This window comes from Trabulsiella odontotermitis, assembly GCF_001297775.1.
In the GTDB taxonomy this organism is placed as follows: Bacteria; Pseudomonadota; Gammaproteobacteria; order Enterobacterales; family Enterobacteriaceae; genus Trabulsiella; species Trabulsiella odontotermitis.
In genome coordinates this window covers 208,841-220,519 of the sequence record NZ_LIFX01000007.1, presented here as the reverse complement: position 1 = coordinate 220,519, position 11,679 = coordinate 208,841, and the positions used below count along the sequence as shown (strand labels likewise).

Below are 11,679 nucleotides of genomic sequence, written 5' to 3'. Positions count from 1 at the left end.
GTGTGATCGCTGTTACATAAAAGTGAGTTATGGGTGCCAGCGCACATAAAAATGCCCCTATTTTTGTAACGACCATCACAAAAATCCTCTGCGCCTGCCGTCTCCGGTGGCAGAGCCTGCTCTCTCATCCTCCCGTCTCCTCCCCCATGAAAAACTCCGGGGGTGGAGGATTCACGCCCGCAATCATTGGCGCATAGTCAGCCGAACTTGAATGTGTCTGTTGATGACAGGTTGTAACGAAGGGAGAAGGGCATGGCGAGCGTACAGCTGCGAAATGTAACGAAAGCCTGGGGCGACGTGGTGGTGTCAAAAAACATCAATCTCGACATTCACGAAGGGGAATTTGTGGTGTTCGTCGGTCCGTCAGGCTGTGGTAAATCGACGCTGCTGAGAATGATCGCGGGACTCGAAACGATTACCAGCGGGGATCTGTTCATTGGTGATACCCGCATGAATGATATTCCTCCTGCCGAGCGCGGCGTGGGGATGGTTTTCCAGTCCTATGCGCTGTATCCCCACCTTTCTGTCGCAGAAAACATGTCGTTTGGTCTCAAGCTGGCGGGCGCCAAAAGAGAACTGATTCAACAGCGGGTGACGCAGGTGGCTGAAGTGCTGCAACTGGCGCATCTGCTGGATCGCAAGCCGAAAGCGCTCTCGGGCGGTCAGCGTCAGCGTGTGGCGATTGGCCGGACGCTGGTGGCGGAACCGAACGTGTTCCTGCTCGATGAGCCGCTGTCGAACCTCGATGCGGCGTTGCGCGTACAGATGCGCATCGAGATTTCCCGTCTGCACAAGCGACTGGGGCGCACGATGATTTATGTCACTCACGATCAGGTCGAAGCGATGACGCTCGCCGACACCATCGTGGTGCTGGATGCAGGGCGGGTCGCGCAGGTGGGCAAGCCGCTGGAACTGTATCACTACCCGGCAGATCGTTTCGTCGCGGGCTTTATCGGCTCGCCGAAAATGAACTTCCTGCCGGTGAAAGTCACGGCCACCGCCATCGAACAGGTGCAGGTGGAATTGCCAAACCGTCAGCAAATCTGGCTGCCGGTGGACAGTGCGAACGTACAGCCAGGCGCCAACATGTCGTTGGGTATTCGCCCGGAACACCTGTTACCCAGCGATATCGCGGACGTCACGCTGGAAGGCGACGTGCAGGTCGTCGAACAACTTGGTCACGAAACACAGATTCATATCCAGATCCCCGCCATCCGACAGAACCTGGTGTACCGCCAGTCTGACGTGGTGTTGGTAGAAGAGGGAGCCACATTCGCCATTGGTTTGCCGCCAGAGCGTTGTCATCTGTTCCGTGAGGATGGCACAGCTTGTCGTCGGCTGCACAAAGAGCCTGGCGTTTAAATCCCATAAAAATCAAGAGAAAAGCAATGATCTCAGGAGATAGAATGATGATTACTCTGCGCAAACTTCCACTGGCAGTTGCCGTCGCAGCAGGCGTTATGTCTGTTCAGGCAATGGCCGTAGATTTCCACGGGTACGCCCGTTCTGGCATTGGCTGGACCGGCAGCGGCGGCGAGCAGCAATGCTTCCAGGCCACCGGTGCTCAAAGTAAGTATCGTCTCGGTAACGAATGTGAAACCTATGCCGAGCTGAAACTGGGACAGGAAGTCTGGAAAGAAGGCGATAAGAGCTTCTACTTCGATACCAACGTAGCTTACTCCGTTGCTCAGCAGAACGACTGGGAAGCCACTGATCCGGCGTTTCGTGAAGCTAACGTTCAGGGTAAAAACCTGATCGACTGGCTGCCAGGCTCCACCATCTGGGCCGGTAAGCGCTTCTACCAGCGTCATGACGTTCACATGATCGACTTCTACTACTGGGATATTTCTGGCCCGGGCGCAGGTCTGGAAAACGTGGATGTTGGCTTCGGTAAACTCTCCCTGGCCGCCACCCGTTCTTCTGAAGCGGGCGGTTCGTCTTCTTTCGCCAGCAACAGTATTTATGACTACACCACCCGCACCGCGAACGACGTCTTCGATGTGCGTTTAGCGCAGATGGAAATCAACCCGGGCGGCACGCTGGAACTCGGTGTGGACTACGGTCGTGCAAACGAGCGTGACGGTTACTACCTGGTGGACGGTGCATCGAAAGATGGCTGGATGTTCACCGCTGAGCACACTCAGAGCATGCTGAAGGGCTACAACAAGTTTGTGCTGCAGTACGCCACAGACTCTATGACCTCTCAGGGCAAAGGCCTGTCGCAGGGTTCCAGCATCGGCACCAGCGATAACATCAACTATGCCATGAACAACAACGGCAGCCTGTGGCGCGTGTTGGATCACGGGGCGATCTCCCTCGGCGATAGCTGGGACCTGATGTACGTTGGTATGTATCAGGATATCGACCTGGACAGCAACAACGGCACCAAGTGGTGGACCGTCGGCGTACGCCCGATGTACAAGTGGACGCCAATCATGAGCACCCTGCTTGAAGTCGGCTACGACAACGTGAAATCCCAGGAAACTGGCGACACCAACAATCAGTACAAAATCACCCTGGCACAACAGTGGCAGGCGGGCGACAGCATCTGGTCTCGTCCGGCTATCCGTCTGTTCGCTACCTATGCCAAGTGGGATGAGAAATGGGGCTATGCACCGGCCGGTAATGGCACGATCGCGGGTTACACCCCGGGTCAGGCCTATGCTGACACCGCTGCACGCACCTTTAGCCGTGGCGACAACGACGAGTGGTCCTTCGGCGCCCAGATGGAAATCTGGTGGTAATAGTAAGTTAACCCGATGTAATGACCTGAAGAGGGGCGCAAGCCCCTCTCTCCTTAGGTTCAGCGCGCCATTGCCTGGCTACCGACTGGACCCTGTTTGAGGGAATAACGATGAAAATGAAAAAAAGTCTCGTCGCACTGAGTCTCTGTGCAGGTTTACTGGCCAGCGCTCCGATGGTGACGCTCGCTGATGTGAATATTGTGCCGCAGAATACCTCTGCCGCACCCACCATCCCGACTGATGCACTCCAGCAACTGACCTGGACGCCGGTCGATCAATCCAAAATGCAGGCGACCCAACTTTCCACGGGCGGCCAGCAGCTTAACGTGCCGGGCATCAGCGGTCCGGTCGCCGCGTATAGCGTACCGGCTAATATCGGCGAGCTGTATCTGACGCTCAGTAGCGAAGTGGATAAGAGAACGCAGGTTTTTGCGCCGAACGTGCTGATTCTTGATCAGAACATGACGCCTTCCGCCTTTTTCCCGAGCAGCTATTTCACCTATCAGGAGCCGGGCGTCATGAGCGCCGATCGCCTGGAAGGCGAAATGCGCCTGACGCCAGCGCTGGGCCAGCAGAAAATTTACGTGCTGGTCTTCACTACGCCGCAGGATCTCCAGCAGACCACCACGCTGCTTGATCCGGCAAAAGCCTATGCGAAAGGCACCGGCAACGCGGTACCTGACATCCCGGATCCGATTGCCCGCCACGTGACTGACGGCACGGTGAAACTGAAGGTGAAAACCTCTTCCGGCTCCAGCGTGCTGGTCGGCCCGCTGTTCGGCGCCTCTAAACCTGGTCCGGTCACAGTCGGCAACACGGCGGCACCGGCCTATGCCGCGCCGGTTGCGGCAGCGCCTGCAGCACCTGCGAAACCGAGCGCTCCGGTACTCAATGATACGGAAGCCTATTTCAACAACGCCATTAAGCAGGCGGTTGCCAAAGGTGATGTAGATAAAGCCCTGAAACTCCTGGACGAAGCTGAGCGCCTCGGCTCGACATCTGCTCGTTCCACCTTTATCAGCAGTGTAAAAGGCAAGGGGTGATCGTCTCCCCGCAATGCTGATGTTTAGGCGAAGCCTTTCGGTGCGTCCACCCCGGGCGCACCTTTTTTATTATTAAGGTTCGTTACGTGCCTGTTACGCTAATGATCGTATATTGACGTGTATCCGCCCCCGAAATCGCTTTTCTGCGTTACAATGCCTCAAAGTTATGTATTGGAGACGTCAGGCATGACACATCCGGCACTCACGCAACTGCGTGAGTTACGCTATTACGACGCAATTCCCTCTCTGGATCCGCAACTGCTGGACTGGCTGCTGCTGGAAGATTCCATGACCAAACGTTTTGAGCAGCAGGGCAAAACCATCACCGTGACGATGATCCGCGAAGGCTTTGTGACGCGCGATGCCATCGAAGAAGAGCAGTCGTTGTTACCTGACGAGCCGCGCTACTGGTTGCGGGAAATCCTGCTGTGTGCCGACGGCGAGCCGTGGCTGGCGGGGCGCACCGTGGTGCCTGAATCCACGCTGACCGGCCCGGAACTGGCGCTGCAACAGCTCGGGAACGTGCCGCTGGGTCGTTACCTGTTTACGTCATCATCGCTGACCCGGGATTTTATTGAAATCGGTCGCTATGCAGAGCTGTGGGGGCGCCGTTCGCGCCTTCGTCTGAGCGGTAAACCGCTGTTGCTGACAGAACTGTTTTTGCCTGCATCACCGCTGTATTAAGAGGTACAAAAAATGGAGTGGAGTCTTACGCAGAATAAGCTTTTGGCGTTTCATCGCCTGATGCGTACCGACAAACCGATTGGCGCGCTGCTGCTGCTGTGGCCGACGCTGTGGGCGTTGTGGCTGGCGGCGCCTGGTCTGCCGCCGCTGTGGATCCTCGCCGTCTTTGTCGCGGGCGTCTGGCTGATGCGTGCGGCGGGTTGTGTGGTCAACGATTATGCCGATCGCAAATTCGATGGTCATGTTAAACGTACAGCGCACCGCCCGTTGCCCAGCGGCGATGTCACCGAAAAAGAGGCGCGTACGCTGTTTGTTGTACTGGTAATGCTCTCATTTTTGCTGGTGTTGACGCTTAACACCATGACCATCCTGCTTTCCGTGGCGGCGCTGGCGCTGGCCTGGGTTTATCCTTTCATGAAGCGTTACACCCATCTGCCACAGGTGGTGCTGGGCGCGGCGTTTGGCTGGTCTATTCCGATGGCGTTCGCGGCGGTCAGCGAATCACTGCCGCTGAGTTGCTGGCTGATGTTCCTCGCCAATATCTTCTGGGCAGTGGCTTACGATACGCAATATGCGATGGTTGATCGCGATGACGACCTGAAAATCGGCATTAAATCGACGGCGATCCTGTTCGGGCAATACGACAAGCTGATCATCGGCATTTTGCAGGTCGCCGTGCTGGCGCTGATGGTCGCTATCGGCATGATGAATCACCTCGGCTGGGCGTTTTACTGGTCGGTCGCGGTGGCTGGCGCGCTGTTTGTCTATCAACAGAAGCTGATTAAAAATCGCGAACGCGATGCCTGTTTCAAAGCATTTATGAATAACAACTACGTCGGACTGGTACTGTTTCTCGGGCTGGCGATGAGCTTTATGGCATAAAAAAAGCCCTCTCCGGGGAGAGGGCTCTGTCATAAAGGGCGTGTTATGCGTCCTGACTGACGCTTTCAATCGTCAGGCGAACATCCGAAGTAATCAAATCCGCCAGAAGCTGGTACACCTTCATCGTCTCTTCCGGCTCGGCGTCACCTGTGTCGCTGATATAGCCCTCATCACGCAGCGTCAGCACCAGCGTACTGAACACCGCCTTATCGAAGAACTCCGGCGCGTTGATGCCGTGCAGCACCGACAGACGTTGCGCCACGGTGCGGCTCTCTTTTTCCAGCGTACTGCGGTTGATAGACGGGTTCGAGCTGAGCAGCCAGAAGGTGATGGCATAGCGCTGCAGCGTTTCACGCGCGCCCGCCGCCAGCAGTTGTAGCGTCCGGGAGTGTGACGGGTTGATAGTGATCTCGCCGTCGTGTTGGGTGATCAGCGCCTGACGCTGCATTTCCGCGATCAGCGCATCAATGACATCGACAATGTCATCGTTTTCCCAGCGCAGGAACAGCTCCGCTTTCAACAGTGGGTAGAGGATTTCGATGTGGCGCAGGATCGCGTCGCGGGAAATGTGGCGATGCTGCGTCACGATGGCCGCCAGCAACGACGGGAGCATCAGCATATGGGCGATGTTGTTGCGGTAGTACGTCATCAGCACTGCCTGCTCGCGCGGCAGAATGATGATATCGCCGATGGTGTCTTGCTCGACTTCAAACTTGTTCATCTGCAACGCGTGGTCGATCAGCGCACTGGCTGACACGGACGGCACGGTTGAATCCGGCGAATAGGGCACGTTGCGCATCAGCTCAAGGTAGCAATCCAGCTGCTGCGTTAACTGCTCGCGGGTCAGAGAACGCTGACGAGACGCCAGCAGCGCCGTGCAGCACAGGTTCATGGCGTTGGCGGCCCCGGCGTTATTGATGCGCACCATCAGGTCGGCGGCGATGTCATTGACCGTCGGCGTCAGCCAGGCCGGACGCACGGCTTCGATAGGATCAATAGCCTCGCGCCAGTTCGGCACATGATGATTCAGGTACGTCATCAGCGGCAGCGGCTCGCCAAAGTTCACATAACCCTGGCCGAGGTTACGCAGCTTGCTTAAGCCGCGCATCATCTGCGGCAGGCTCTCTTTCTCTTTGGTAGCGCCGCGCAGCTCTTTGGCGTAGGTGCCCACTTCCATCACGTGTTCGTAGCCGATGTAGATCGGCACCAGAGTGATCGGACGGGTGCCGCCGCGCAGCATTGCCTGAATGGTCATCGACAGCGTGCCGGTTTTCGGATCCAGCAAACGGCCGGTACGCGAACGCCCGCCTTCCACAAAGTACTCCACGGAATAGCCACGGCTGAACAGCTCGCCCAGATATTCGCGGAACACGGTGGAGTAGAGCTTGTTGCCCTTGAAGGTACGGCGGATGAAAAACGCGCCGAGGCGACGGAAAATCGGCCCGGCGGGCCAGAAGTTAAGGTTGATCCCCGCAGCGATGTGCGGCGGCACCAGCCCCTGGTGATAGAGCACATACGAAAGCAGCAGGTAATCCATGTGGCTGCGGTGGCAGGGCACATAGACAATTTCGTGGCCGTCATGCGCTAACTGACGCACGCGCTCCGCGTTATGAACGTTAATCCCCTGGTACAACCGGTTCCAGGTAAAACCGAGGATGCGGTCGGTCAGGCGGATCATCTCATAGGAGAAGTTCGCCGCAATCTCTTCCATCAGGGCGATGGCGTTCTGCTGGGCTTTCTCGTGGGAGATTTTTTTGCTGCGTGCTTCGTCTTCCACCGCGCGGGCAATTGCTTTCGAGGACAGCAGCTTGTTGAACAGATCCTGACGCGCTGGCAGACGCGGGCCGACGGCCGCCAGACGCTGACGGGCAAAGTGCATACGCGCCACGCGCGCCAGTTTCTGGGCAATGATTTTATCCGTGCCGTGCTCCGTCGCCATCCGGCGCAGGGAGACGGAAGGGGAGAAGCGCACGAAGCTGTCGCGCCCAAGCCAGGTGACGGCGAAAAACTTCTGAATGCCGTTCAGCATACGCAACGGCGGGTTCTCTTCGCCTTTATCACGCCCCGGCGAACGACCAAACATCACCGAAACCGGGACCATCTGCACGTCGAGATCCGGATTGCTGCGATGCAAATCCAGATAGTTATGGAACAGTTTGATGGACTCTTCTTTCGGCGCGTAATAGGTGAAGACGCGCGGGCCGCCGTGGATAAACACGTAACGCGGCAGCACGGTGCCGTCGATTTCAAGCGGCTCCAGCGGATCGGGTAGATCATGCGCCAGACATTGGGCGCGCAAGGTCAGCAAGTCTGCCTTAGAGTTATAAGGCAAAACGTACATAATAGGGCGTGATGTATCGAGCCCTAACTCCTGAGCAGGTTCTGCCGGAATCGACTTGCTTTTTACCAGTACGCTTAATGGTAAATTCAGTAATTTGTAGTAAATTCGTGGCCAGCCGGACATAAACGATGTAAAGCCTCTGGTTAATAATGCAAATGCGCGGCAAGAATAACAGAAAGCGTACAGAATATCTGTGGTAAGCCGTCATACTTCATGCCGCGATGGTGTAGGCCGAAGCGTGAATTATTCCGGTTAATACCCGTACTTGTCATTGACGCACATAACAAAAGGTTCTTTTTGATGGCTAATAATACCACCGGGTTAACCCGAATCATCAACGCGGCTGGATATTCCTGGAAAGGAATACGCGCTGCGTGGGTCAACGAAGCCGCGTTTCGTCAGGAGGGCGTTGCCGCCATCGTTGCGATTATCATTGCCTGCGTGCTGGATGTCGATGCCATCACGCGGGTGTTACTGATTGGCTCCGTTCTTCTGGTGATGATAGTGGAAATCCTCAACAGCGCGATAGAGGCGGTGGTGGACCGCATCGGGACGGAACGCCATGAGCTTTCTGGCCGGGCGAAGGACATGGGTTCGGCGGCGGTGCTGCTGGCGATTATTATCGCGCTCATCACCTGGGTCACGCTGTTGTGGTCACATTTCCGATAACGCTTCCAGAATTGAAGAAGACTCTGGTTTTTGTGCTTTTTGTGGTTTCAAAATGGGCGTTAACTGTATATACTCACAGCATAACTGTATATACACCCAGGGGGCGGAATGAAAGCGTTAACGACCAGGCAGCAAGAGGTGTTTGATCTCATCCGGGATCACATCAGCCAGACGGGCATGCCACCGACGCGTGCGGAAATCGCTCAGCGCTTGGGGTTCCGTTCCCCGAATGCCGCTGAAGAACACCTGAAAGCGCTGGCGCGCAAAGGCGTTATTGAGATTGTCTCTGGTGCTTCTCGCGGTATCCGCCTGCTGGTTGAAGAGGAAGAAGGGTTGCCGCTGGTTGGCCGCGTCGCGGCGGGCGAACCGCTGCTGGCGCAGGAGCACATCGAAGGTCACTATCAGGTTGATCCGTCCATGTTCAAACCGAGCGCGGATTTTCTGCTGCGCGTCAGCGGCATGTCCATGAAAGACATCGGTATTATTGATGGCGACCTGCTGGCGGTTCATAAAACGCAGGATGTCCGCAACGGCCAGGTCGTTGTCGCGCGCATCGATGACGAAGTTACCGTTAAACGCCTGAAAAAACAGGGCAACACGGTTGAACTGTTGCCGGAAAACACCGAGTTTTCCCCTATCGTGGTGGATCTGCGCAACCAGAGCTTTACCATTGAAGGGCTGGCCGTCGGCGTGATTCGCAACGGCGAGTGGTTGTAACCTCCCTTTCCCTACTGCGGCGCAATCCGTGCCGCAGTGTGTGCATTGTTTTATCTCAGGCATTCCCCCATGCAGCTTTTCAACGCAGCCGATAAGGCGCTGTGGCGTCTGGCGTTGCCGATGATTTTCTCCAATATCACCGTGCCTTTGCTTGGGCTGGTGGATACCGCTGTGATTGGTCATCTCGACAGCCCGGTTTACCTCGGTGGCGTGGCGGTCGGGGCGACGGCAACCAGTTTCCTGTTCATGCTGCTGCTGTTTCTGCGGATGAGCACTACAGGGCTTACCGCGCAGGCCTTTGGCGCAAAAGATCCGCTGGCGCTGGCGAGAGCACTGGTGCAACCGCTACTGATGGCGCTGGGCGCCGGGGCGTTAATCGTCCTGTTGCGCGGGCCGATCATTGACCTTGCCTTGCATATCGTCGGCGGCAGCGATGCTGTGCTTGAACAGGCACGGCGGTTTCTGGCGATCCGCTGGCTGAGCGCGCCCGCGTCGCTGGCGAATCTGGTGTTGCTGGGGTGGCTGCTGGGCGTTCAGTATGCCCGCGCGCCAGTGATCCTGCTGGTGGTCGGCAATATCCTGAATATCGTTCTCGATCTCTGGCTGGTGATGGGGTTGCACCTGAACGTCCAGGGGGCGGCGCTGGCAACGGCGATTGCCGAATATGCCACATTCATCATCGGCCTGCTGATGGCGCGCCGGGTTCTGGCGCTGCGTGGCGTCTCGCTGGCATTACTGAAACAGGCATGGCGCGGCAATTTTCGACGGCTGCTGGCGCTCAACCGCGACATCATGCTGCGTTCCCTGCTGCTGCAATTGTGCTTCGGTGCCATCACCGTTTTCGGTGCGCGTCTGGGGGGCGATATCGTGGCGGTCAACGCGGTACTGATGACCATGCTGACCTTCACGGCGTATGCGCTGGATGGCTTCGCCTATGCTGTAGAAGCCCATTCCGGGCAAGCGTACGGTGCGCGAGACGGCAGCCAGTTGCTGCATGTCTGGCGCGCGGCGTGCCGTCAGTCCGGGCTGGTGGCGCTGGCGTTTGCGCTGGTTTATCTGCTGGCGGGCGAGCAGATCGTTGCCATGCTCACGTCTTTGTCTTCGCTGCAACAACTGGCCGATCGTTATGTCATCTGGCAGGTCATCCTGCCGGTGATCGGCGTCTGGTGTTACCTGCTGGATGGCATGTTTATCGGCGCAACCCGCGGCGCTGAAATGCGTAACAGCATGGCTGTGGCGGCGGCAGGGTTTGCCTTAACGCTGCTGACGGTACCGGTGCTGGGAAATCACGGGTTATGGCTGTCGCTGGCGGTCTTCCTGGCACTGCGCGGGTTGTCCTTAGCGTGGATCTGGCGACGTCACTGGCAGCACAACACATGGTTTACCTGACGGTTAAAAATTCTGAATATCGAATCGGGTGCAGCAGTCTCGTCTAAACTTATTATTACGTTCAGCAGAAAGCGAAGGGCTGACGAGAATTTTTTAACAACCGAACGATGAGGAGTTGATGATGAATAAAGACGAAATCGGCGGTAACTGGAAACAGCTGAAAGGTAAAGCGAAAGAGCAGTGGGGTAAACTCACTGACGATGACTTCACGGTGATTGAAGGTCGTCGCGATCAGCTGGTCGGTCGTATTCAGGAGCGTTATGGCTACGCCAAAGACCAGGCGGAGAAAGAGGTTCGTGACTGGGAAACCCGTAACGACTACCACTGGTGATAACGCACTGGTAATCATGCTCTTACCCGAGCGTACACGGACGTACAACCCTCTGGGCGGCTTTTTTGCCGCCCGTTCTGTTTTTTAGCGCGCTTTTTTCTTCATCTGAATGGAGTGATCGTGACCGCACTCACCAGGATGGCGACAGGCTTCGACTTCCACGCACTCTGCGCACAAGCCATGCGCTTCAATCACGTTATGACGCAGCGCAAACCCCATTCTGGCCGCCAGCGTATGCAGGATATCTTCGACCCCTTCCGCACCTTCTTCTTTAACGACACCACATCTGTCGCAGATAAACATCGCTGACGTGTGCGTTGGCTGATCGAACAGATGGCACAGCACATAGCTGTTGGTGGACTCCACTTTATGCACGAAGCCCTGCTCAAGTAAAAATTCCAGCGCCCGGTAGACGGTGGGCGGTTTTGCCTGCGGTTCGGCTTCACGCAGCAGATCCAGAAGATCATAGGCACTGATGGCGCCAGGTTGCAGGCTCATCAGGCGCAGTACCTCAAGGCGCTGCGGAGTCAGGCGCACGCCGCGTTGCGCGCAGGCTTTCTCTGCATGGGCTAGCAGCGCTTGCGAAGTTGTCTTGTCCATGAGCATCCTCTGGTTGCGTGAATTTTAATCCCTTACTTTACCATGTAATACCGGAAACACCGAGATCCGCACGGAACGTCGGTAACGATCCTTCAGCATTGTAAATTTCCAGTAATCCGAAACTTTCCAGAAAGGAATATTCTCATCTATAAATAGTGAGGGGTGACACAGATTATAACAAATACAGTGGCTCCCCCTGTGGTTAATCCTGCGTGAAACCCGTTTTTTTCATCGTTATTCACAGCAATAGTTCACCCCTTTTCAGGTGATAACTGGAAA

General features: G+C 56.4%; 11 protein-coding genes. 9 read left to right on the top strand and 2 right to left on the bottom strand.

The window, feature by feature from the left end; translation table 11 throughout:
• Nucleotides 1–252 precede the first annotated feature (252 nt).
• The 5 genes from malK to ubiA all read left to right on the top strand — a co-directional run bounded on the left by malK (nucleotide 253) and on the right by ubiA (nucleotide 5,353).
• Nucleotides 253–1,362, top strand: coding sequence for a maltose/maltodextrin ABC transporter ATP-binding protein MalK (malK, locus tag AOY23_RS11590; protein ID WP_054179779.1), 1,110 nt, complete (start codon nucleotides 253–255; stop codon nucleotides 1,360–1,362).
• Nucleotides 1,363–1,406: 44 nt separating this feature from the next.
• On the top strand, nucleotides 1,407–2,744 hold the full coding sequence (locus AOY23_RS11585) for a maltoporin (RefSeq protein ID WP_152958523.1): 1,338 nt from the start codon (nucleotides 1,407–1,409) through the stop codon (nucleotides 2,742–2,744).
• 110 nt (nucleotides 2,745–2,854) lie between these two features.
• Nucleotides 2,855–3,787, top strand: a complete 933-nt coding sequence (gene malM / locus AOY23_RS11580; RefSeq protein WP_054179778.1) for a maltose operon protein MalM — start codon at nucleotides 2,855–2,857, stop codon at nucleotides 3,785–3,787.
• A 186-nt stretch (nucleotides 3,788–3,973) separates the two neighbouring features.
• On the top strand, nucleotides 3,974–4,471 hold the full coding sequence (gene ubiC, locus AOY23_RS11575; protein ID WP_054179777.1) for a chorismate lyase: 498 nt from the start codon (nucleotides 3,974–3,976) through the stop codon (nucleotides 4,469–4,471).
• Nucleotides 4,472–4,483: 12 nt separating this feature from the next.
• Nucleotides 4,484–5,353 (top strand): 4-hydroxybenzoate octaprenyltransferase, encoded by an 870-nt coding sequence (gene ubiA, locus AOY23_RS11570; RefSeq protein WP_054179776.1) that lies wholly within the window; start codon nucleotides 4,484–4,486, stop codon nucleotides 5,351–5,353.
• Between the two features lie 43 nt (nucleotides 5,354–5,396).
• Here ubiA and plsB read toward each other — a convergent pair whose 3' ends face one another.
• Nucleotides 5,397–7,817, bottom strand: a complete 2,421-nt coding sequence (gene plsB, locus AOY23_RS11565) for a glycerol-3-phosphate 1-O-acyltransferase PlsB (RefSeq protein WP_054179775.1) — start codon at nucleotides 7,815–7,817, stop codon at nucleotides 5,397–5,399.
• 177 nt (nucleotides 7,818–7,994) lie between these two features.
• Between plsB and AOY23_RS11560 the strand changes: the two genes are divergently transcribed.
• The 4 genes from AOY23_RS11560 (at nucleotide 7,995) to AOY23_RS11545 (ending at nucleotide 10,800) form a co-directional block, all read left to right on the top strand.
• Nucleotides 7,995–8,363 (top strand): diacylglycerol kinase, encoded by a 369-nt coding sequence (locus AOY23_RS11560; protein ID WP_054179774.1) that lies wholly within the window; start codon nucleotides 7,995–7,997, stop codon nucleotides 8,361–8,363.
• A 108-nt stretch (nucleotides 8,364–8,471) separates the two neighbouring features.
• Nucleotides 8,472–9,080 (top strand): transcriptional repressor LexA, encoded by a 609-nt coding sequence (lexA, locus tag AOY23_RS11555; RefSeq protein WP_054179773.1) that lies wholly within the window; start codon nucleotides 8,472–8,474, stop codon nucleotides 9,078–9,080.
• Between the two features lie 69 nt (nucleotides 9,081–9,149).
• Complete coding sequence (dinF, locus tag AOY23_RS11550; RefSeq protein WP_054179772.1) at nucleotides 9,150–10,469, top strand: MATE family efflux transporter DinF; 1,320 nt, start codon at nucleotides 9,150–9,152, stop codon at nucleotides 10,467–10,469.
• 121 nt (nucleotides 10,470–10,590) lie between these two features.
• Nucleotides 10,591–10,800, top strand: coding sequence for a CsbD family protein (locus tag AOY23_RS11545; RefSeq protein WP_054179771.1), 210 nt, complete (start codon nucleotides 10,591–10,593; stop codon nucleotides 10,798–10,800).
• 84 nt (nucleotides 10,801–10,884) lie between these two features.
• Here AOY23_RS11545 and zur read toward each other — a convergent pair whose 3' ends face one another.
• Complete coding sequence (zur, locus tag AOY23_RS11540) at nucleotides 10,885–11,400, bottom strand: zinc uptake transcriptional repressor Zur (protein WP_054179770.1); 516 nt, start codon at nucleotides 11,398–11,400, stop codon at nucleotides 10,885–10,887.
• Nucleotides 11,401–11,679: the final 279 nt, after the last annotated feature.